This window comes from Curtobacterium sp. ME12 (genome assembly GCF_903970855.1).
GTDB classification, from domain to species: domain Bacteria; phylum Actinomycetota; class Actinomycetes; order Actinomycetales; family Microbacteriaceae; genus Curtobacterium; species Curtobacterium poinsettiae_A.
Map to the genome: position 1 here is coordinate 208,867 of NZ_CAJCKD010000002.1, position 22,678 is coordinate 231,544.

The 22,678-nt window shown below is 63.6% G+C and carries 16 protein-coding genes; 5 read left to right on the forward strand and 11 right to left on the reverse strand.

Annotated features, from left to right (window positions below):
- Positions 1–86: 86 nt before the first annotated feature.
- Positions 87–1,283 carry an RES domain-containing protein gene (locus H7A73_RS02460; RefSeq protein WP_182064507.1) on the forward strand — a complete coding sequence of 399 codons (1,197 nt, stop codon included), beginning with the start codon at positions 87–89 and terminating at the stop codon, positions 1,281–1,283.
- Positions 1,284–1,390: 107 nt separating this feature from the next.
- Here the strand turns inward: H7A73_RS02460 and H7A73_RS02465 are convergent, their stop codons facing one another.
- The 5 genes from H7A73_RS02465 to H7A73_RS18230 all read right to left on the reverse strand — a co-directional run bounded on the left by H7A73_RS02465 (position 1,391) and on the right by H7A73_RS18230 (position 8,207).
- On the reverse strand, positions 1,391–3,520 hold the full coding sequence (locus H7A73_RS02465; protein WP_182064508.1) for a TniQ family protein: 2,130 nt from the start codon (positions 3,518–3,520) through the stop codon (positions 1,391–1,393).
- Between the two features lie 76 nt (positions 3,521–3,596).
- Entirely contained in the window at positions 3,597–4,748 is a 1,152-nt protein-coding gene (locus H7A73_RS02470; protein WP_182064509.1) for an ATP-binding protein, read from the reverse strand.
- A complete protein-coding gene (locus tag H7A73_RS02475) occupies positions 4,745–6,781 on the reverse strand; it encodes a DDE-type integrase/transposase/recombinase (protein WP_182064510.1) in 2,037 nt (678 codons plus the stop codon). The genes H7A73_RS02470 and H7A73_RS02475 overlap by 4 nt, the downstream gene beginning before the upstream one ends.
- Entirely contained in the window at positions 6,778–7,506 is a 729-nt protein-coding gene (locus tag H7A73_RS02480; RefSeq protein WP_182064511.1) for a hypothetical protein, read from the reverse strand. The genes H7A73_RS02475 and H7A73_RS02480 overlap by 4 nt, the downstream gene beginning before the upstream one ends.
- Before the next feature lie 461 nt (positions 7,507–7,967).
- Entirely contained in the window at positions 7,968–8,207 is a 240-nt protein-coding gene (locus H7A73_RS18230; RefSeq protein ID WP_411469065.1) for a helix-turn-helix domain-containing protein, read from the reverse strand.
- Positions 8,208–8,637: 430 nt separating this feature from the next.
- Between H7A73_RS18230 and H7A73_RS02485 the strand changes: the two genes are divergently transcribed.
- The 4 genes from H7A73_RS02485 (at position 8,638) to H7A73_RS02500 (ending at position 12,492) form a co-directional block, all read left to right on the forward strand.
- Positions 8,638–9,186: a hypothetical protein gene (locus H7A73_RS02485; protein ID WP_182064512.1), complete on the forward strand. Its 549-nt coding sequence runs from the start codon at positions 8,638–8,640 to the stop codon at positions 9,184–9,186.
- A 127-nt stretch (positions 9,187–9,313) separates the two neighbouring features.
- The gene (locus H7A73_RS02490; protein WP_182064513.1) at positions 9,314–10,006 is read left to right on the forward strand and encodes a hypothetical protein; all 693 of its coding nucleotides are present in this window, start codon (positions 9,314–9,316) and stop codon (positions 10,004–10,006) included.
- Entirely contained in the window at positions 9,999–10,847 is an 849-nt protein-coding gene (locus tag H7A73_RS02495; RefSeq protein WP_182064514.1) for a metallophosphoesterase, read from the forward strand. Before H7A73_RS02490 ends, H7A73_RS02495 begins: the two co-directional genes overlap by 8 nt.
- A 688-nt stretch (positions 10,848–11,535) precedes the next feature.
- Complete coding sequence (locus H7A73_RS02500; RefSeq protein ID WP_182064515.1) at positions 11,536–12,492, forward strand: hypothetical protein; 957 nt, start codon at positions 11,536–11,538, stop codon at positions 12,490–12,492.
- A 492-nt stretch (positions 12,493–12,984) separates the two neighbouring features.
- On the opposite strand, the gene H7A73_RS02505 is transcribed toward H7A73_RS02500, so the two are convergent.
- The 6 genes from H7A73_RS02505 to dnaB all read right to left on the reverse strand — a co-directional run bounded on the left by H7A73_RS02505 (position 12,985) and on the right by dnaB (position 22,211).
- Positions 12,985–16,119 carry a type I restriction endonuclease subunit R gene (locus tag H7A73_RS02505; protein WP_182064516.1) on the reverse strand — a complete coding sequence of 1,045 codons (3,135 nt, stop codon included), beginning with the start codon at positions 16,117–16,119 and terminating at the stop codon, positions 12,985–12,987.
- A complete protein-coding gene (locus H7A73_RS02510) occupies positions 16,116–16,922 on the reverse strand; it encodes an abortive infection family protein (protein ID WP_182064517.1) in 807 nt (268 codons plus the stop codon). Before H7A73_RS02510 ends, H7A73_RS02505 begins: the two co-directional genes overlap by 4 nt.
- A complete protein-coding gene (locus tag H7A73_RS02515; RefSeq protein WP_259362660.1) occupies positions 16,919–18,106 on the reverse strand; it encodes a restriction endonuclease subunit S in 1,188 nt (395 codons plus the stop codon). The genes H7A73_RS02510 and H7A73_RS02515 overlap by 4 nt, the downstream gene beginning before the upstream one ends.
- Positions 18,103–19,671 (reverse strand): type I restriction-modification system subunit M, encoded by a 1,569-nt coding sequence (locus tag H7A73_RS02520; protein ID WP_182064519.1) that lies wholly within the window; start codon positions 19,669–19,671, stop codon positions 18,103–18,105. Before H7A73_RS02520 ends, H7A73_RS02515 begins: the two co-directional genes overlap by 4 nt.
- 214 nt (positions 19,672–19,885) lie before the next feature.
- Positions 19,886–20,623, reverse strand: coding sequence for a hypothetical protein (locus tag H7A73_RS02525; RefSeq protein ID WP_182064520.1), 738 nt, complete (start codon positions 20,621–20,623; stop codon positions 19,886–19,888).
- Positions 20,624–20,846: 223 nt separating this feature from the next.
- Entirely contained in the window at positions 20,847–22,211 is a 1,365-nt protein-coding gene (gene dnaB / locus H7A73_RS02530) for a replicative DNA helicase (protein WP_031260130.1), read from the reverse strand.
- Between the last annotated feature and the right edge of the window lie 467 nt (positions 22,212–22,678).

Here is a 22,678-nt window from a genome sequence, read left to right on the forward strand (position 1 = left end):
TCAGAAATCTCGACAGACCTCCGACCAGCGGAGACGCGCCGGCGTCTCGGATGGGGCAGGTGTTGCTCGTGGCGCAGAATAGCGGGATGGGCGCCGCGAAGGACCACCAGCAGACCGTTTGGGACCGCGGGTGGGAGGACGTCGACCAAACCATCTGTGTCGGGCACCTCCTCGAACCGTTTCTTCGAGAGGCAGTCGGAGCGCCGGATCGCGAAGAGTGCTCGCTCTGCGGCCGTACGTCTGACGGTGAACGGTTCGCCATCGATCTGGCCAAGGTCATGGAGATCTTCATGCCAACGTTCTGGCTGTTCTATGGCCGGTACTCCGAATCGCCAAGCTTTGACAACACGACGGTCGAGCTCGAAGACACCGCTACTGCCGTCTACGACGTGGGGAGTGGGGTCTTCGGTGACGAAGTCGAGGAGTCTGTCCTCGGGATCATCACGGACGCAATCCCGGACACGGAAGTCAGCGTTTGGGATCCCTGGATGAGTAGCCTTCCGCTGCGTCTTCAGTGGGATCGCTTCGAGCGGATCGCCCAGCACGGCAGTCGTTTCATCGTTACCGGCGGACCCGCGAGTCGATCCCCCTTGTCAACCATCCAACCGTTCCTTGAGGAGCTGCTCGGCTATGTCGACGGACCGCATCACTTGGTGGCAACCATGGACAGTCTCATCTATCGCGGTCGTCTACTGAGGGACCCGCAGCGTCCCTTCGTCAGCGCCGCGGACCTAGGGGCTCCTCCCGCAGCGATCGCTTCCGCCGGTCGTATGTCCCCAGCCGGCATTCCTGCCTTCTACGGGTCCGCCGACGTTGACACCGCGGTTGCCGAGATCGCAGCGCACGATGTGCAGGAGTACGCACAAGTCGCAGCCTGGAAGCCGAGCCGGCCCCTTCGGATCCTCGATCTCACCGGTGCCCCGTTAACTTCTCCATCGGCTTTCGATCCGAGCGCGCGGGACACTTATCGTCGTCTCAGATTCCTCCGAGAGTTCGCCGCAGCGGTTGCCCAGCCGATTGTCCCGGACGGCCGTCAGCACAGCGAGTACGCGCCGACGCAGATTCTCACTGAGTGGTTCAGGTGGGTCCCTGATACGCAGCTTGACGGCATTGCGTTCGCAAGTGCGCAGACAGGAGGCAAGAACTACGCCATCTTCATCGAAGCCGCCGAAATCGCCCTGTCGAGCGCTGTCCCGCCCCTCTCACTCGTCCCCAGCCCCGCATCGGGTGTCTACCGCGCGCTACGGACGGTGACCGCGTCCCCGGTCAACTTCGGGTACTGATCGTCGCGGTAGGCACGTAGCCGACATGCGGCTCGCTGCTGAACGGCATGTCCTGCCATCGATGTTCTCCTTCGCGATTGATCGGCCTGCGCCAAAAGACTTTGCTGTCAATGCCAGTCGACGTACTCGTTGCCGCGCACTCCGCTGCGTACGCGTGCGCCGTGCCATCCGTATGGCACCAGCACGGTTACGTCCCGGTCGAAGTCGCACTCAGCTCGCTGTGTCATCCACTTGACCGGGAGGTACGGCCGCCACGAGACCTCGCGTAGATGCGGGCTCCAGTCGATAGGGAAGACCGGCTGATCGGACGGGACCGGGTGCCTTCGGAGCGCCCAGCGGACGTGCTGCGGAGTGCGGTGCACTGCTGCGGCGAGGGCTCTGACAGTCGCGACGCCGGCGCCGACGAGCTCGTGGAGTGCCGGCACGTCGAGGTCGTCGATCTCGGGGCCGAGATGCACTGCCTCTCGACCGGCCCAGCGCGGGGGTTCCCAGACAGCGGCGGGGCATGTGCCTTTGCCTCGGTCGTATGCGTTCACGGCGTCGATCGTGACCGCTAGCCAGGCCTCCAGGTATGCGTCGAGGGCGAGTTGGAGTTGTGCGGTCATGCGGATCTGGAATTCGGTGTACTCCGCAGCATCTCGTCCGTTCGCGACGACCGCCCAAGGGGCGGGGAGGGCGCTGATGGGTTGTGCTGTGGCTCGGAGGTAGAGGTATCGGCGTGCGTTGCGGAGCCGTCGGGGGCCGCCATTGAAGGTGCTGACGCTGGCGCAGATCATGTCCCAGTGCGTCTGGTCGAGGAGTTGCCACCACGGCAGGTGTCGGCGCCGGGTCGAGTAGTTGATGTGCGGTGTGGACGCTGCGAGGTAGCGGGCGAGTTCGCCGAGTTGGCGCAGGATCGCGGTCGTCTGAGCCGATGTGCCGAGCATGGCTGGTCGGAGTCGTCGCCCGATGCCGGCGATCACCTCCGGTTCGGGTGCGTCTCGGTGGGTGCCGGCGAGAGCAGCGGTAAGTCCGAGCGAGAGTGATCGTTGGAGGGTTTCGGGGTCGGCGCCACCTGCCACGCTCAGCGGCACCGCCCAGTTCGTCCAGAGCAGTGGTGGGATGTGGTCCGCGGTCCACTCTGGGTTGCGTAGGGAGTCGCGCGGCATCAGCAAGTCGACGTAGGCGGCGACTGCTGGTTCGTCGAACTCTGCTCGCACCGCGCTACCGGTCACGAGACGTTGCATCGCGGGCAGGTCCTGATCGATGGCTCGGAGGACGCGGCCACGGAAGCGCGGTCCGACGCCCGGCCAGGAGCCGAGGAGGGTCGTGGCGCTGCCGGGGCCGCGTTCGGTCTGCCCTTGCTCGGAGGGCCGCGCGAACGTGATTCGCCGGATGAGGTGCCGGATCTTCTCCTCCGGAGCGAACATGAGCGTGAACGCGGCGGCCATGAGTGCCCCCATCGCCAACGCGTTCTTCGGAGGCGCGGTTCCGACTCGTGCGGTCTCGTCGAAGAGACCGTGTAGCTGCGAGGGGTCGAGCTCGGCGAGCTCTGCGATGAGGGGGATGTCGTCCGCGGCGAGGAGCGCGATTCCGACGCCGCGCAGCGTGAGGAAGAGGTGCTGCACATCTGGGATGAAGACGTCCAGCGTCTCGCGGTCGCGTTTCCAAGCCGACGAAATCGCGGCTTGTGCGCGGACGACGGGAGCAGAGTTGTCGAACGGTGCTTCGTGCCAGGTGGCCCGTAAGTCGTGACCGCAGCGGCTGCTGTCGTTGATGCGTGCACGGCAGCTCGAGGGGTCGACAGGGTGTGCTTCCATGAGCGCGGGTTCTGGAATCCCCTGCCCGCAGGCAGGGCAGGTGTCGTGCAGCGGCACAAGGTGCGTCTCGCAGAGGAACGACCACCACAAGCGCCAGTGCGCCAGGAAGACGGCTGGGCGGGCGGCGAGGCACTGTGGGCAGTACCGGGTCCCGGAGCCTCGAGTCCAGTTCTTCGCGTGCGCGGGGAGACCATCAACGCCCGGAGCGAGCGCGTCGTTTACAAACGATCGCATCATCCCGTCCAGCAATTCACTGGTTCGGCAGCCGACGGCGGCTGCGATGGACCTTGCGACCTCGGCCGGGAGGATCATGTCGAGCCGACGCCGTTCCGCTGACCGGAGTGCACCGAGACCGCACCAACGGCTGATCGCTACCGGGGGCTCGCCGACGTAGGCAGCCATACGCAGCAGCAAGCTCGGCAGGTACTCGCCGGGCACGACGGTCGTACGGAACCCGAACGGGACCGTGTCGGCACGGTCCGACGCGCGCGGCCCCGGGTTCGACCCCCTCACGTCAACGCCAGCTCTGCCGGAACGAGAACCGGCCGGCGTCCCACAGCTGTAGGCGTTGGGCACGGCCGTCCTGCGCTCGCTTCTCCACGGCGACTATGTCGAGGATCTTCCGGGTGATGCGCTGGTCAGCGGTTGCGGCCGCGACGTTCACCGCGCCGGACACGAGCGTCGAGACGTGGCTCATGTACCCGAGCGTTGCGACCCAGATGTACTCCTCGAACTTGTCGCTGAGCACGGCTTCTCCCGGCTCGTGTCCGCTGAGTCGGATCCGCTGCTCGATGCGTTCGAGTAGCTTTCTCCATTCGGTGATCTCGGCCTTGGTGCTGCGCCGGTAGGGCTCGAGCTCGATGAGCATCCAGCGTGCTTCGGACTGGACCCGTGCGGCTTCTCGGGCGCCGCTGCGTTGTGCGGCGAGTTGCTGCCGCATGTCGTGGCCGGCGAGGACGACTCTGACGCCCATGTTCTGCAGGGATTTAAACCCGTCGTGGACGTACTTGCCGGTTTGGCCGTCGAAGTTGATGAACTGGATCTCGTCGACGAACACCCACCGAATGCGGTGACGTTCGACCGCGCGACCAAACGCTGCACGAGCGTCTTTGTCGTACGGCGCTCCCACCTGCTGGCACAGCAGCGCGAACAGCTGCTGCTCTGCCTGCTTCTTTGGCAGATCCACCACGACGACGTCTCTGCGGGGTGCGGTGAACAGGCCGCCGTCGAGAAGTGGCGCGCTGATGCCGATGCGGGCATCCCAGGCCGCTTGGCACATCGTCTCTGCCGCGATACGACGAAGGAGCTTCGTCTTCCCAGTCCCGGGCGGACCAGTGATGAGCGTGATCGGAATCAGGTCGGCGGTGCGGCGAGGCTGCGGGCTTCGGACGGTGCGGTACTGCATCTCGGCTCCCGCAGTCTGGCGGGTGCGCAGGTACGGCCAGGAGTGATGCCAATCTTCGAGCGCGGCCCGGCAGCGCCGTCGCTCGTCAGGCCCCGCACCGACCTGCAACAGTCCAGGATCGGGAACATCTGCGCCGGCAACACCGAGAACGAAGGAACGGTCTTGTTCGGCCATCAACCCCCAGCTCTGCTCTGGATTGGGGTCCTCGCCAAATAGCCGCCTGACCGACGTCGGGAGGACGCCCTGATGCATGAGCGTCATGCGAATCGTCCAAACAGGTCGTCGAGATCATCGAGATCTTCGTCGATGTCGCCGTCGGCCTCGTCGAGGATCGTCTCGAGGTCGTAGTCCATGTCGCTCGGGATCACCGTGCCGGAATCGAGCGCTCGCAACCGCTCGTAGGCGACCGCGTTCATCTCTTCGGTCCTGGAGAGCTCCGACCGGCTTCCGCGGATCAGGGCGTCGTCGGCGCGCCACTGAATCAGCAGCTGCAGCATCCGGTCCTGGTATTCCGTCCGTCGCAACGTGAGATCGCCGACCTGCCCGCCGAGAACTGTGAGGGAGTGGTCCGAGAACCGGGGCGTGTCCTCTGTGCGGAGCACCCAAGGCACTTCCCACGCGGCCCCTTCAGGGTCGAAGCAGTACACCTGGCGCAGGTCGGACGGGTTGTAGTGGAACGTCCAGTAGCCGTCTCGGGAAGCACCGGGGGTGCGCAGCAGGGTCTCGATGATGGGCGCGTTGAAGACCTCGTAACGACGGGTGATGCCGTACTTCCGAAGCTTGGCCCGGAACGTCGGAAGGAAGCGGAGCCACTCGTTCTCCCACTTGGGCATCTCGACGTACCCGGTCTCGCCGACGAGTTCCGCCCATCGCTGGTAGGGGCTGATGCGTCGTCCGAGCTCAGCACGGAGGCCCCGATGTTCGCGGAAGTTGTAGAGGTCCGTCCACTGCTGGTCGCGTTCCCAAAGCTGATCCCAGGTAAGCAGCGCCTCAGTTGTGAGGCCGCGTTCGTCGATCGAGCCGCCGACGTAGCCGGCGAAGAGTTCCTCGAATTCGGTCTTGTAGCTCAGGAAGCTCCGCTCGATGAACGCCTTGGCGCGCGGGTCGCGAATACGAGCGAACTCGACCTCACACCCCTGCCGAGCCAGCTGATTGACGTGGAAGTTGGAAAGGAAATCCCTGCCGTTGTCGGTGATCAGACGGCGAGGCGGGATCGGAAAACGAGTCAGAGCGCGCGGCATCCCGACGAAGGGTCGCGGAAAGACGCGTCCGTCGACCGTGACCGTCTCACGGTCGTCGACCATCGAGGCGAACGCGTCGGCGAGGGCGAGGACGACTCCGACGCCGGAGGAGTGCTCGCTGATCGATCGGCCGACGATCAACCGGGTTGCGGAGTCGATGATCTTCACCATCTCGACCCGGTAGGTGCGGGTCTTCCCGCTTCGGTCCTTTGGATCCCACAGCATGACGTTTGAGGTGGTGGCGTCGATCTGCCAGAGCGATCCGGGCCGTTCCAAGTGACGCGGGGCGAAGGATTGCTTGGGTGCTTGTTCGGTGCCGTGCTTTGTCTTCGACTTCAGCTTCAGGTGCGGCATCCGCTTGTGTACACGGTCGACGAGACGGTAAAACGTGCGCTCCGACGGCGGCTTCGTGATGTCGGGAGCTTTGTTCAGCAGCCAGAGGCGGAACTCGAGGTACTGCGTCTGCGTGTGCAGCGCCGGATCGAATACGCGATCTTGGAGGAACTCCTCCACGAGGACCGGGATGTCAGCGTTGCGGTTTGCCCGACGCTCTCGCGTGTACCGGCCGTCGACCGTCGCCGAGGGGCCCGCCGATTCTCGCTGGATAGCACGGCTGACGCGTTTACGGGCCGTCTCGTAGGAGACCCCTTCGTGCTCGGCGATGCGTCTCGCGATCGCCGCAATCCGTTTACGTTCGTTGTGGATGACGTCCGGGTCGACGTCTCGTGATGACTTGTCATCGCTCCCCTGCCAGGGGGCGATACCGGTGTCGACGTAACGGATGAGCTCGCGGTGGTCGCTGAGTTTGCCGACCGCGTGGTCGCTAAGCCGGTCAGAGAGGTCATGCAGCAGCATGGACGCCGGCGGCGGATTCTCTGGGCTAGCTATCGCCTTAACGACCGCACGCAGCGGTCGAGGTGTCACCGTTCGGTTAGCCGCGTCGACGAACTGCACCCATCCGTCCGACCATGACTGCACAAAAACCTGTTCACCCTCGAACACAACAGGCATGCCTACCCGCAGCCTCGCGACCCATTCCGAGTCCTTCGTCACGGGCTCACCGTCCACACGATTGACGTCGACCGGAACGGCAACCGCATGTCGGTGCGCAGGTCCCGGCGCCAAAGCATCCGACGGATCAGCATCATCGCGTACCCAGGGTCGTACCCCTGGGCGGCGATGCGTGTCACAAGTTCGACAACCGGCAAAGGCCGCGAGCACAGCACTGCCGCGACCGGCGCCCAGCGCCGGTAAGACGGTTCAGTGACCCGCGCTTCGGTGAAGTTCTCGAGGTTCGCCTGCACCAGTCGCGGCATCCCCGTCCAGACCTCGTAGCCGATACCGGCTTCGGCGAGGACATCCCGGATGAGGGCCGCGCGAGCCCTCCACTTCCGCGTCGCCGCCTGCTCGGGGTTCTTCACGTCCACAACCAGCGGCGGCAGCCCGTCACCAAGGAGAACCAGGTCCGGGGTGTGCAGCCTGCAAGGCGCCCCGCGCTCAAACGCCAACGTGAATGGCTGACCCCCGATGTAGCGCACCGCCGGATGGAAGTCGGCGAGAGTGATGAAGTCCCGTTCCAGGTGGGACTCCGCGCCGACAAGCGAACCGGTGGTGTGCGTCCACACGGCAACAGGCTTATGGTTCTGCGTGAGCCGGCGGGAGAACTCCCGCATTGGATGGGCGGTGAGGAGCAGCTCCGCCGTCAGATCGCCCACCTGAACGCTGCGGACTGTGCGCCCGTCCGTCGAGTACCCGGCGATGACGCCGGCAGAAGGCATCGCGGGCTTCAAGCGGTAGGTCGACCACGGCCGGTGAACTCTCACCCGCAAGCCCCGGATCAAACCTTCGACCCGCTCCGTCCGGGGCCGGGGGTTCGCCGCCCAGGAGTTCAGCATTGCAAGGGGATCGATGTCCCACTCGCTGGTGCGGGTTCGGCCCCGATGAGCCAGTCGTTGGCTATCGCGCAGGAGCGCATCTCCGAGGTCTCCAGCCCAGGCTGGAGGGACACTAGGGATCCGCACCCGCGCTGGCCGCCCGGGGCGGTCCTGGTTGTCGGGACGACCAGCGTTGAGCGTCCGAACGCTCATGCGGTTTCGCCTTCGAGGCGAGTGGCGCCGATCGGGCGATCGCCTCTATCGCGACGCCACCGTCTGTGCGGCCCGACGCAAGTGGTGGACAACGGTGTGTTCATGGCGGCACACTAATCTGACCCTAGGTCACAAAACAACCCGCAGGAGGTTCAACGATGGTGCGACGTGCCCTGATCCTTCGCAGCCCGAACCCATCGCCCGACCGCCACGTTGCTCACACCCAATGCCTCCCCGATGGCATCCAGCGTGAGGCCCTCGTCGTACGCCTCCAACGCGAGCCGGACGCGCTCCTCGGTCGTCTCGCGGAGCACTCGCTCCGCGGTCCGCATTGCGTCGAGAAGGGCATCCGCCCTCGCTTGATCCTTCACAAGCTTCGGGGGACGGCCCATCCGGCGGCTAGGGGTCGATCTACTCACGGCTGCGCTCCAGCATCCAGTGCGGGCGCCGGAACGGCTCTTGCACGGCGCGTGGGCACGTGGAATGATCCGACGCGAGTCTCGCTCGGACAGGGCATGCACGGTGTCAGCTTGAGGAGCATGGTGTGCGACCTGCCAGTCGCGCACAGCGCGGTCAACGTGGACCGCTGTTCGCCATGCTCACGAACCATCGTACTCAGCACCCTTCGATCCCCGACGGGCCGGACCGTCGAGTACTCCCAATGTTGTCACTTCTCCACGTATACGAGGAGAAACCGACAAGTACCCGTCAGCGAACCGCCCATGCCGAGCCGGAGCACTCGAGCGCAACCGGGCGTTAAGCCAGACCGAAGGACGGCGTCGTTGAACCCAACGAGGACCGCAGCCAATGCTGAGAACAGCCGTGGCGAGCACTGAACCGGGTTGCAACAAGGCAGCTCGCCTCGCGCGCCTGAAGGAGATCCGCGACGTGGCGGTGCGGCTCGAGGAACAGGAACTCGCCTTCGGATCCCTGGTCCCACCAGATGCAGATCAGAGCGCCCTCGAGCACATCGACCAGGCTCATGTAGGCCGAGGAGACGGCGCCGCCACCCTGGACGAACGGGTGGGGCCGTTTTACGACACTGCTGCCCTACTCGAAAGGCTCCACGTGAGCAGCGACACGCTTGATGCGCTGCTACGGATCGGTGACGTACTCAGGGTGATCTCTTCGGACGACTGCCCGCTTTTTCCTGCCTTCCAGTTCGGGCAGGACCCCCTGCCCCTGCCCCGGCTGCGCGACGTGCTCGCTGAGCTCGATCCGGGACAGGTCGACCCATGGGGTGACGCGGTATGGCTAAACGCACCGGCGGAAGAGCTCGACGGCGTCACCCCCGCCACGGCACTGCGGCTTGGCCGAACGGAAGACGTGGTGCGTCTCGCTCGTGCTGCCGGTTCCTTTCGACTCGAATGAAGCGGCCAGCGTGCGGTGACCAGGTGGATCGGAACGCACTTCATCGATTGAGGAATCCCAACAAGAGGCTCATCTTGCATCGCGAGGTGCGGCCGAAGGAGGCTCCCCACGAGAAAAGGAGCCCAAGATGACGGAACAGCCTGCCGACAACTCGTCGGGTCATGAAGCACACGTCTGTGGAAGAGATGACGTTCGTCAGCACTTGCTAGAGCGAGTCTCGGATCCGTTGCTTAACGTTCTGCTGCGGGTGATCCGGTCTGGCGAACTACGGCCCTCCGAAGCGATGGACTACGCATCCGAATTCATCGACCACAACCGTCCTGGAACCGCTGACAGGCCGTCGGTAACACGAGCTGCCGCGCTGGCGGACGCTGCCCTTGGCGCGGAGGGGATCACTGTCGTCGACCCGTACGCGCGGCAGCTCGCTCGATGGGTTGCCGAGGGACGGATGAGCGGTGATGAGGCCGTGGCGTTCGTCACGGTGCTGACAGACGTCGGTGCCTGCCTTGTCGATCCCGATGTGCCTTCTGATCCCGGTTACCAGGTGGAGACAGCGCCGTGGGGTGTTGACCTGCAGGAAGCAGTCGACCGCGGCGACATCTTGCGGTCCGAGGCGACAGCTCGCGTTTCCGGTGCGATGCGGTGCGAGCAGGCGCTCCGACAGGCGGTCGGCGCTTCGGGTCTCGATAACAACCTGGAGCTTCGGGATCAAGTTCTCGTGGAACTCATCCGCGATCTGCTGAATGGTAGGCGGTCCGAAGATGAGGCGCTTTCCGCGGGCCTCCGCCACATCCGCGACGCGCACCGGTCCGATGGTTGACCAGCACGCGCTCGTCGACGAGCGCATCGGTCTGCTCGGGGATCCGCACGCTGACTTGCAATGGAGAGGGCTCGCGGTCCGGAATCTTGCCCGCGTTGGCATCCGTCAGATCCACGTCCTCGGCGACTTCGGTTTCCTCTCGAGCGGCAGTCCGCTCGAACGCGAACGGCTCAGGCTCCTCACGAAGCAGCTCACTTCCCGCAACGCGTTCATGTACGTCACGGGCGGGAACCACGAGGGCTACCCAACGCTGCACCGTCGCTACCCGCTCGACGAATGGGGATACCGGCGACTCTCACGGCGGATCATCTGGCTCCCACGTGGCTGGCGAGGAGCTACCGCGGCTGGGACTGTAGTTGCGAGCCTCGGCGGCGCGAACAGCATCAGCCGCGGCCGTCGAAACCAGACCGTCTCCGGTCACGTCGCGGCGTGGCACCCCGAAGAGCAAATCACCGAGGAGGATCTCGAAGCACTCGGCTCGGACCCGGTCGACGTGCTCCTCGGCCACGACGCACCGTTCAGCAGAGCCCTTAAGCGACATGTCACACGGCAACGGCGGTTTTGGACGCGCGACGGCATCGCGTACGCTGCAGCCGGCCAGGCGATGTTCCACCGCGGCGTCGTCCAGGTCCAACCGAAGCTAGTCCTGTCCGGGCACTACCACCGCTACCTCGACACCAACCTGCTGCTTCGACCTCTCGGGCACTCGACAACCACTGTCCGAAGTGTGATCCTCGATCGGAACCGCACCGCCCACAGCGTCGGCATCCTTAATGTCGAGGCGCTCGAGATTGACGTGCGCCCGAGGCTCTCGCCCGGCCTTCGGCGCCAACGCAACTAGACCGACACGCCCATGGGCTCGCAGGCGCACCGCCGACTCCGTCCAACTCCCGGCCTACCGGCGCGCGTCGACCCTTTAGCCTTCGCAGGCGAAGGTCTTCCCTGACCAGCGCCGGCTGCTTTTCCCGGAGTAACCGGGCTGGCGCAGCATCACCGAGAGCCGGATTGTGGCCGCAAAACCAAGTCTGAATCGTGGTAGGCGAGTAGCGCTCGTTGAGCATGGCCGCGATCCTGTACAACAGCCTGAGCCGGTCGACCTCTGTTGCCGGAGGCGAGGCAGAACCGTCGGTCCATCCAGAGACGACGCTCGTGGAGTTCGTAGATCCGATGAAGGCCACAAGCCGCGCACCGAGCAGGGCGCGAAGCGCGTCGACGAGTTCAGGAACGGCCAGCGAGAGGGAGTCTTCGTATGCACGAAGACCTGGCCGCTGCGTGCCGCGTGTCTCGTTAGTACCAGCCATGCCTCATCGTAGGCCCCTGACGGCTCACCCTTCCAGGCGACCGCGATCACATTCACCGCGGAGATCCTCCGAATACGCCTTTGCGAAGGCGCAGAGCTTTCCAGCAGGAGCCGGTGTCCTCACCTGTCAGAAATCAACGGAGCCTGCAGCGTCTCCACCGACGTCGTATCAAGGCCAAACGCCAAGGTTGAAGTCTCAGGCCACTGCAGAATGAGCAAGAATCAGCGTGTGAGTAGTGAGAGACGGCGCCGGCGTCAGACAGCAGCCTGGGTAGTGGTAGCTGGCCTCGTCGGCGGAGCCGTCGGAGCATATCTCGCGCTGACGCTAGCCACCGCAAACCTAGCTAACTTAGGCTCGTGGCTCCGTGATTTTGCGAAGAGCCCAGGCGCCGCCGCGACCGCAGCGGTGATTGCTGCCGGCGTCGCTCTTACAGGCATCATCCTCAACCGGCGGGCAGCAAGCGAGTCCCTCTCGCTGCAGGAGACGACCTCTGCGGCGGACTCATGGTGGGTGATGTTCGAGTGGGCATCTGAGCGCGCCGTTCCTTCACGCTCGGGCGACAACGCACTGCCCGAAAGCGTGACAGTTGCCACGCTCGCACGTTTGGCCGATACGGCCACTGCCGAGGTGCAACAAGCGGCTTGCGCCGGAATGATCGACATGCTCGCAGCGCGAGTTGAGCCTCGGGTGCCCGCTGAGTCGGCGCAATCGTTCAATAGTGAGACAAAAGCGGCCTCAGCCGAAGTGGCGAACGAGTCGGCCCTCGCCGCTCTAGATTCTTACGTGCAGGCGAATCGTGGTACCAAGGCCGCATCGTCAGTAGCGGAGGCGGTGGTATACGAGAATTCGGTCACGAAGACCCTCATCGCGCTGTCTTGGGCCCACGACAACCTCCGGGTTTTCCGGAACCCGCCCGACGCTGGCCCCGCGGACGCCATCGTGGAGATCGGCGATCAGCGGGTAGCAGTCATCATCAAGCGACTGAGCTCTGCCTCTGCCTTCGCAAACTGGTTTCGTCACCTCGGCGCCCGTTCACCCGGCGCCCTCCCAGGAGTTGTCGTGACACCGCACCCCTTTTCGCAGCGTCTCGGAGATGAGTCAGCCGAGTCGATCGCGGTGGTGAAGTGGAACGACCCGAACGACGATCCCGCACTACTGCAAGCGCTCTACAACGCCGTGAACTAGCTGCGCGCCCTCGCCGCAGCTGGCGCGTTGTGGTCAGGCCGCTGTTCGAACATGGTGCAGGTCTCGCAGGTGACGGTCATGTTGGTGCGCTGGTCGATGCAGGTCGCTGCGGTCCAGTTCCAACGGATTCTGTGAGCGGCTACGGTGATGAGGCACTCGCGGCAGTGCGCTTGTGCACCCCACACCGCCGATGCCGAGGCGTGGGAGGTGCGCAGCGTCATCCTCGTAAGGAACCGCTCGCCTCGCAGCGTCGCGATCCTCGCACCCGACACCTACGACTGGACCCCTCGGCCGAGCTCTCACCGCGGTTGACCTGATCTGCTCGGACCCAGCTGTACCTAGATGATGCGCATGTCCGATCTGAACGCGAAGCGAGCTACGAATCCAACGAGCGTCGACCGCTCGTTGGTTCCATGCCGAAGCGCCCGGACGGTTTATGGATGCCGGCACTCCTGGGCCGATTCCTGTGAACTTCCGCGCGACGATAGTCCATTACTGCACCTGGCTGCCCGCCAGCACTTCGGCTTGCTCGAGCACCAGCTCGATCGCCTTCGCCTCTGCGTCCGGCGGATACTCGTACCTAGCAAGAAGGCGCCGCACCTTCGTGCGCATCGCAGCGCGGACCGAGTCTTTCAGATTCCAGTCGATGGTTGCCGAAGTCCGAACTGCAACGACGAGTTCCTGCGCGATCTTCTTGAGCGTGTCATCTCCAAGCTCGAGCACAGCGGCATCGTTCAGTCGCACAGCGTCATAGAACGCAGCCTCATCCTCGCGAAGCCCAAGCGACTTGTGCCGCGCGTCCTCCGCCCGCATCGTCTTGGCGAGCTTCACCAGCTCCGCGATGATCTCTGCCGTAGTCAGCGACCGGTTCGTGTAGCGGTTGATGGCCTCTTCGAGCTGCTCAGAGAACTTCCGTGCCTGCACTACGTTCGTCCGCTGAACGGTCCGGATCTGGTCGTTGAGAAGTCGGCGGAGCAGTCCCATCTGGAGGTTGGGTTTCTCCTTTTCTGCGAGCGAGTCGAGGAACTCCTCGGACAGCAGCGATAGCTCAGGGGTCTCGACACCTGCCAGCTGGTAGACGTCGATCACCTGGTTCGCCGACACGGCCTCGTTCAGGAGCTGTCCGAGGGCGGTGTCGATCTCGACACTTCCACTTCCGCCACGGCCGGAGTCGGGGTTTTGGATCTTGAGGATCGCCGCGCGTACATCGGTGAACAAGCGGACGTCGTTCCGAATGTCGGCCGCTTCGTCACGCGCTCCGGCAAGCGCGAATGCCTTCGCCAGCGCCAGCACCTGATCATTGAAGCGGCTCGTTCGATCCGGATCGGCCATCACGAAGTCGAGCACTTTGGCGTACTCGGCAAGGCGCTGAGAGGGCGACAGCGCCGGGGACGCGTCATACTCCACGCCGTGGAGCAGCCCGCGCACCACGTCGTGCTTTTCAAGCATGATGTCGACCATGTCCTCGATCGGGACACCCGCCTGATCGCGGTCTGACGGCGAATACTCGCTCAGAGCGCTCTGCAGATTGTCGAAGATGCCGATGTAGTCGACGATCAGCCCGCCCGGCTTATCCCGGAACGTGCGGTTCACACGGGCAATGGCCTGCATCAGCCCTGCGCCCTGCATGGTCTTATCCACGTACATCGTGTGCATCGACGGTGCATCGAAGCCCGTCAGCCACATGTCTCGCACGATGACCAACTCAAGCGGGTTGTCGGCGTTCTTCGCCCGCGCCTTGAGATCCCTCCGCACATCCTTCGAGTAGATGTGCGGCTGGAACTCTGCCGGATCTGCCGCCGAGCCGGTCATGACAACTTTGATCTTGCCCTTGGCGGGATCGTCCGAGTGCCACTCCGGTCGCAGCGCGACGATCTTCTCGTAGAGGCGCACCGCGATGCGGCGGCTCATCGTGACGATCATGCCCTTACCGAGGATGGACTCGCGCCGTTTCTCCCAGTGCTCGACGATGTCTGCAGCGACCATGTCGAGACGAGCGTCGGCACCGACGATCGCTTCGAGCCGTGACCAGCGCGACTTGGCGGCAGTGGCGGCATCTTCCTCGACCTGCTCCGTGACTTCCTCGACCAGCTCATCGAGCGCCGCGTAGTCCTCGGCGGACAGATCAACTTTCGCGAGCCGGGATTCGTAGAAGATTCGGACGGTCGCGCCGTCCTCGACAGCACGTGTCAGATCGTAGATATCGACGTAGTCGCCGAACACGGAGCGCGTCGACTTGTCCGCGGAGTCGATCGGCGTGCCGGTGAAACCGAGATACGTAGCTCCCGGCAACGCGTCGCGCATGTGTTTCGCGAGGCCGGCCTTGAGCCGTCCACTGCGGTCGAGGTACTCGCTGAAGCCGTACTGCGAGCGATGCGCCTCGTCCGCGATCACGATGACGTTGCGTCGATCTGTGAGCACGATGTTCGCGTCACCGTCCTCGCCCGGTGCGAACTTCTGGATCGTTGTGAAGACGATGCCACCTGATGCGCGGGTCAGCCTCGTGCGCAGATCCTTGCGGGTCTCGGCCTGGACCGGCGATTCAGGCAGGATGTGTGCTGGCGCGAAGACTTCTTCGTAGAGCTGGTTATCTAGGTCGTTGCGGTCGGTGATGAACACGAGTGTCGGGTTGGCCATCCGTGCGTCGCGCATCACTTTGGCGGCGTAGAACACCATCTCGAAGCTCTTGCCGGAGCCCTGTGTGTGCCAGACGACACCACCGCGACGGTCACCGTCCGGACTCGATGCCTGAATGGTCGACTCGACCGCAGCGTTGACCGCCCAGTACTGGTGGTATTTAGCTACGCGCTTGATAAGAACAGAAGTCTTCTGCTTCGTGACCTTGTCGGTGACCGTCTCACGGCTGAACACGACGAAGTTGCGGAGTAGATCAAGGAAGCGGGTCTTGTCGAAGACGCCTTTGATGAGCACCTCGAGGGCTGGCCGATCGGTGATGACCGTCCTGCCGTCCATGGTCTTCCATGGTGCGTAGTGCTCGAACGCACCGCTGTAGCTGCTCATCGCCGCAGAGGTTCCGTCGGAAATGACCGTGACTGCGTTGGCCAAGAACACCGACGGGATGTCTTTCCGATACGTCTGTAGCTGATTCCAGGCGGACTTGAGCGTCGCGTGCTCGGCGGCCGGGTTCTTAAGCTCCAACAGCGCCAGCGGGATCCCGTTGACGAACACGAGTACGTCGGGGCGGCGGTTCTTGCCGTTCTCGATAATCGTGAACTGGTTGAGCGCGACCCAGTCGTTGCGCTCTGGGTGCTCGAAGTCGACCAGGGTGATCGTGCGCGTTCGGATTATGCCGTCGGAGCCACGCTGCTCGACGGGCACGCCTTCAGTGACGAGCTTGTGCAGCCGGTAATTCTCGTCGATAGCACTCTGCGACTCGGCCCGGCGTACGCGCTTGATGGTCTCAGCAACCGAATCGTTGTCGAGACCCGGATTCAGGAGACGGATCGCGTCGCGAAGCCGATCCCACAGAAAGACTTCCTCGTACGTCTCACGCTCGGCAGTAGCTTCTCCAGGAGCGAGGCTCGGACCATGCATGGTGTGATAGCCAAGCTCGGCGAAGTACTCAAGCGCGGCAAGCTCGACGGTGTTCTCGTTGAAATTGCTCATCGCGCGCCTTCCGCTGCAGCAGGTGCAGCCGTGCGACTGTGCTTCGCGAGATAAACCTCAACGAGGAAGCTAGCCACGGTCTTCGCAGAGTTCACTGCGACGCGCGCGTGTCGCGCCTGAGGCTGTACGTGGCGTGCGTGCCCGTCGCTAGCCATATTCCGGATGGCGGCGAGACCATTTACGATCTGAACCAGTCCGCGGGCTATCTGCTTAAAGCCTTCGTCTACCTGCTCGTCCTTGTCGTCGATGCGAAGGATCTTGGCGACCGCTTTATACTGCCGCTGCAGATCTCCAGAGTAGGTGCCAGCCGCACCAGTCAGACGAACCTCCAACTGCTCCAGCACCGCTTCGATGAGTGTGCGCGATACGGTAATCGCACCCTCGAAATCCGAGCCTGCGAGCCGTCGCTCAGCCTTCTCCGATAGCTCACGTACGTACTGCAATGTGAGTACGTCCGGTCCGCTCGGGGCGGCACTGAGAGGTACGGCGATGCCCTCAAGCCGCGAGACAATCGCGCGGTACTTATTGAGGGATGCGCGATTCTCATCGCCGTCTTGAGGCTCGCGATACTCCAGCAAAGCGTGCAAAACACGCGCACACTCAGCTGTCGACGCAGAGTGAAAAAACGCGCGCAATCTCTTGGCTTTGGAAAGGCCTGACACCTCCGGTTCTATGTCGACGTCGAGGTCTGCGAAGAACTCGGCGAACGTACGGTTGCTGAAGTCGAGAACGTAACCACTTCCCATGTCGAGAACTTGTTCGATTACCCGGAGATCGGAAGTTGTGAGCGCTGGCGTCCTCATGCCTTGAGTCCCTGCGCTTCGGGTACGCGTATACGGCCGGAGAGCAGCTCGGGAAGGATCGCGTCACGAACTGCTTCGAGCCGCGGAACCTCCTGCTCGGCGATCAACAGCCGATTCCAGACGGGCCCGAGCGCCGCGTCGAGTTCTCGAAGACTCCCCTCTCTCGGAAGCTGGACTGTGGTCGTATCAAGATCACCGCGCCTAATGTGACCCATCGTTGTCGCCTTATCCGCCGCGTAGCCCCGGAACACATCGATAACGGCGTCAATGCGATCGTGAACGAGCCATGCGGGGTACCCGGTCGGGATCACCTTGAAGATGTGCTGGTTGATGATCGCCTCGTCGCGCGCCCACCTGTAGACACCGAGGGATCCAGACCATGACATGAGTACGTCGCCCGCGCGAGCCGTCCTATCCTCCGGGACGTCAAGTTCGTTGTATACAGTCGAACTGCCTGGACCGGAGTTCAACTCCGCAATTCGGATCACCATGCGACCGAAGCCCGTGGCACCCTTCGTGTACGCACCGCCGTTGACGAACCTCGCCAGTGACGAGACGGGCGCCTCGTTCGCGCCTCCGGCGAGGTACTTCTCCACTCGGGAACGGATCAGTTGAGGGATCAGACCGATGAGACGTCGATCGGACTCGATTTTGTCGTCAATGACTCCAAGTGCAGCCGCGATCGCCCGTTGTTCCGGCAAGGGGGGAAGGTCTACAGTAAAGTCCTCGATCCTGCCCGGCGACGTGTGGAGAATCTTACTGCCTGACGCGGTCGCAAACAGGTGATGGTTGAACGGCTGCCAGCGGGCCAGCTGAAAAAAGTACCGAAGATCAATTCGCGTTGAATCGATAACCTCTACCTTGCCGAGTCGCTGGTTGTGCAAGTAAGTGCGCCCGTCATCGGGAACAGTACCAGGGATGCCGAGAATCTCGCCGCCCGCGGTCTGACACGTCATCGCCAGAAGGACATCGCCTGGTTTTAGTACGAACTCGGATGGGTACTCTCCGACGTACCTCTTGACTGTTGTCGAATTGAAGCGGAATCCGCCTGCGTAGTCGAAGTTGCCAATGCCGACTACGACGGGGAGGCTCGAATCGGGATTCTCGGCCATGCCCGAAAAAGCAAAGCCGTGCTTGATCTTCACGACTTCACCGAGCCTGGTAGGTGTCCATCCATCGGTCATGGCTTGAGGCCCCCGAGCCTCTGACGGATCTCGACCTCAAGTTCGCGCCCGCGATCGAACTCAGAGAACAGCTCGGTGGTGAGGCGCTCGATTCTCTCGTCGATCGGCTCATCATCCGCTTCGGGTTCAATCGAGCCGACGTACCGCCCTGGAGTCAGCACGAAGTCATGCTTTTCGATCTCGTCGAGCTTTGCGGCCTTCGCGAAACCGGGCACGTCTGCGAATTTGCCGTCACGGTTGCGCCAAGAGTGATACGTGTCGGCGACCCTCGCGATGTCGGCGTCATCGAACACTCGCAACCGACGCGACTCCAGGCTACCGAGCTTGCGAGCGTCAACGAACAACACCTCGCCGCGCCGCTCGCGGTGCCCGTTACCGTGACGCTCCTTGCTGATGAACCAGAGGGAAACCGGGATCCCCGTATTGAAGAAGAGCTTTTCCGGCATAGCCACGATGCAGTCCACAAGGTCGGCCTCAACGAGCTTGCGCCGAATCTCACCTTCCCCACCACTTTTCGAAGAAAGCGAGCCGTTCGCGAGCACGAAGCCTGCCGTGCCCTTCGTACTCAGGTGATGAATGAAGTGCTGCACCCAACCGAAGTTCGCGTTGCCCTGGGGAGGTGTCCCGTACTTCCAGCGCGGATCATCCGCGAGCTGTCCATCCCACCAATCGGAAACATTGAACGGCGGGTTCGCGATGATGAAGTCTGCACGGAGATCGGGGTGGAGATCCTCCGTGAAGGAGTCGGCTGATCTCGGGCCCAGATCCGCTTCGATGCCCCGAAGTGCGAGGTTCATCTTGGCGAGTTTCCACGTCGTATCCGTGTACTCCTGCCCATAGACCGAGATGTCGGTGCGCTTGCCACCATGCGCCTTCACGAAATCGGCTGACTGTACGAACATTCCTCCTGAGCCCGCAGCCGGATCGTAGACACGCCCCTTGTACGGCTCGAGCATTTCGACCAGCGTCTTTACTACACTCCGGGGCGTATAAAAGGCGCCAGCGTCCTTACCCGTCTCCTTGCCGGCGAACTGCCCGAGGAAGTACTCATAGACCCGCCCGAGTACGTCGTCAGCTCCGTGGTCATCGGTGCTCGTGAAGCCGATGCCACCGATCAGATCGACGAGCTCGCCGAGGCGCCGCTTGTCGAGACCATCACGGCCGTAGTTCCGCGGGAGCACGCCTCGAACTGACGGGTTCTCCTTCTCGATGAGGTCCATCGCCGTATCGATGTCCTGCCCGACTGTCGTCAGCTTCGCGCGAGACTGCACGTAGCCCCAGCGAGCGTTCTCGGGCACCCAGAAGATGTTCTGGCTGGTGTACTCGTCGCGGTCCTCGAGAAAGGAGACAACCCGTTCTGCCTTGATCCCGTCGGCGAGGAGCTCCGACTCCAACGACCCACGGCGCTCCTCGAAGCGGTCTGAAATGTACTTCAGGAACACGAGCCCGAGTACCACGTGCTTGTACTCGCTCGGCTCCTGGTTCCCGCGCAGCTTGTCTGCAGCGTCCCACAGCCGCTGCTCCAGCGTCTTCGTTGGTTTCGGCTTCGCGGGTCGTCCTGCCATGGCGTGCTGTCGTCTCCTAGGCGCCCATCACGGCGCAGGTTAAAGCGGATCGGTCACTCAATCTCACGCTATCGGCCGACTATGACATTCGAGCCGAGGACGGCTCACGTGAGACTTCGTGTCGCGTTCCTGCCCGAAGGCAACGTGCGTCTACCTGATACCGACAGATGCCTTGGGTGCGTCCTGAACTGGGTTTGTGGTGAACAGTGATCGGTCAGGGGCGGTGCCTGGGGTCGCCCTCAATCTCAATTGGCGTAGCCTCAGCCTCGGCATCCGCGCCGGTCTCCGGCGCTGCCTCGAGCATCAGTGTCACCTGCCGAACGACTGCCTCCGGTCGGTTGCGCGCCATTTCCCGCTGGAGCTCCGCGATCGCGTCGTCCTCGGTGACCCGCACAGATGACAGGAGCTTCCATTGCTCGTCAGCGAACTGTCGCGCCTCGAACATCGCCCGGAAGCGGGCGTACCACTCGTCCGGGCTCATCTGCGGATCGGCGACGGCCACATCGGTTCCGGGCGCTGCTGCGTCCTCATTCGCGGGCGGTGTCTGCACAGAGATGACGCTCGCCTTGTTCGGATCTGGCGAATTGGCTTCACTCGCCTGCCCACGAACCTTCGTCCAGAATGAGCGGACTGCTGGCAGCGTCCGCTCGTTGATCATTCGCTGCACGTGCGGCGTCGCCTTACGAATCAGGACGTACCCGCCGGCCGCTGCGCCGATCACGGCAAGGATGAGCAGCGCCGCGGCCTGTGCGTCGGCCTCCGAATCGGAGTCCCTGTTCGACGACGGGGAGCCGTAGCTGTACTCGTCCTCGTCCGGATCCGTGGGATGGAATGACGCATGGTCCGACAGCTTCCCCTCGCTATCGAAAAGTAGCTGGCTCAGACCGCCGTCGTCTGACCGTCCCGGCGTCAGTGAGTCGTCGTACTCGTAGTAGCCGTAGATCTTGCCCATCCACTCCCCCAGCGTTCGTCGAGCCTCAGTTAACACCAGACGGCCGACCCGGATCGATTGGATGCGAGGAAAGCATCTCTTGCCGGTCGCGGAGCACAGACCAGCCAGTACTCCGGCGAGCAGGACGCGGCAGGCGGCTTGACTGCCAAACAACGTGTCCATCGCGGTATTTCAGACGCCTTGGGTGGCAGTTGGACAAGTTAGCTGGCGGCCGACACCTCGCCTACTGCGGCATGTCGACGAACCGCGAGAACATCCCGTGGAACGCCACGGTGATGGTGTCCGTCGGTCCGTTCCGGTGCTTCGCCACGATCAGGTCCGCCTCACCCTGACGCGGGTTGTCCTTCTCGTACGCCGACTCGCGGTGCAGCAGGATGACCATGTCGGCGTCCTGCTCGATGGAGCCGGACTCACGGAGGTCGGAGATCGCCGGCTTCTTGTCGGCACGCTGCTCGGGACCACGGTTCAGCTGCGACAGGGCGATGACGGGGACCTGGAGCTCCTTGGCCATCAGCTTCAGGGCACGCGAGAACTCGGAGACCTCTTGCTGGCGGCTCTCGACCTTCTTGCCCGAGGTCATCAGCTGCAGGTAGTCGATGACCACGAGCTTCAGGTTGTGCTGCTGCTTGAGTCGACGGCACTTGGCGCGGATCTCGACGAGCGTCATGTTGGGGGAGTCGTCGATGAAGAACGGGGCGTCGTTGATGCGACCGCGGGTCTGGGCGATGGTGGTCCAGTCGCGGGAGTCCACGGTGCCCTTGCGCATGTTCTGCAGCGGCACGCTGGTCTCGGCGGAGAGCAGACGCATCGCGATCTCGGCGCGACCCATCTCGAGCGAGAAGAACGCGGCGGTCTGGTCGTGCTTGATCGCGGCGGCGCGGCACAGGTCGAGCGCAAGGGTCGACTTCCCCAGGGCGGGGCGGGCGGCGACGATGATGAGCTGTCCGGGGTGGAAGCCGTTCGTCAGGCCGTCGAGCTGCGCGAACCCGGTCGGCACGCCGGTCATCTGGCCGTCGCGGCCCTTGGCGGCTTCGATCTCGTCGAGCGCGGCGGAGATGGCGTCGGTCAGCGGGACGTAGTCCTCCGTCTGCACACCACCGGCGACGTTGTAGACCTCGGCCTGCGCGCTGTTCACGAGGTCGGTGACCTCACCCTCCGACGCGTAGCCCATCTGCACGATGCGGGTGCCGGCGTCGACCAGGCGACGGAGGACGGCCTTCTCGGCGACGATGCCGGCGTAGTAACCGGCGTTCGCGGCGGTCGGCACCATGCTCGTGACACTGTGCAGGTACTCGGCGCCGCCGGCACGGGACAGCAGACCGGTCTTGGTCAGCTCGTCGGTGACGGCGATGACGTCGGTGGGCTCACCGTGCGAGTAGAGCGACAGGATCGCGTCGAAGATGACCTCGTGCTTGGGGACGTAGAAGTCCACACCGCGGGCTGTCTCGATGACGTCGGCGACGGCGTCCTTCGACAGGAGCATGCCACCGATGGTCGACTGCTCCGCGAGCATGTCGTGCGGCGGGGTGCGTTCCATGCCGCGCTCCGCGTAGTCCTGCGGTGCGGGCTCAAGATGTGCGATCGACACACGCTCTCCTCTGTTGACGACGCGGACCTGGACCGACGAGACAGCACCCACCGGCCGGAACCCGCACCCCTGTTCCTACCCCCGGCGACCGACATCCCCGAGTCGCTGGGCCAAGCTACGGCCCCGGAGTTATCCCCAACAAACGGCCCTGTGGATAACTCTGTGGACAGCCTGCGGAACACGCCGAACCGCTGTGTGGAGAACTGTGGACGAGCCTGTGGAAAAGAGACCGTACGAACACACTTTCGACCGCTTGATCTGGGCTTTTCTGGTTCACACCGTGTGTGGAAAAGTGGGCTTCAAGTACCCCTTGAAGGTTGCGATTTGACACGTTTCCACTGTGTAAAACGACTTGACAAGCACCCCTCCTGTGGGGAGAGTTCTCGGCCCGTTCCCAGCCAGCGCGACCCTGTCTGAACCGTAACCAGCCAGCCCGAGTCGAGCCGCGCCTCCAGGACCCCGACCAT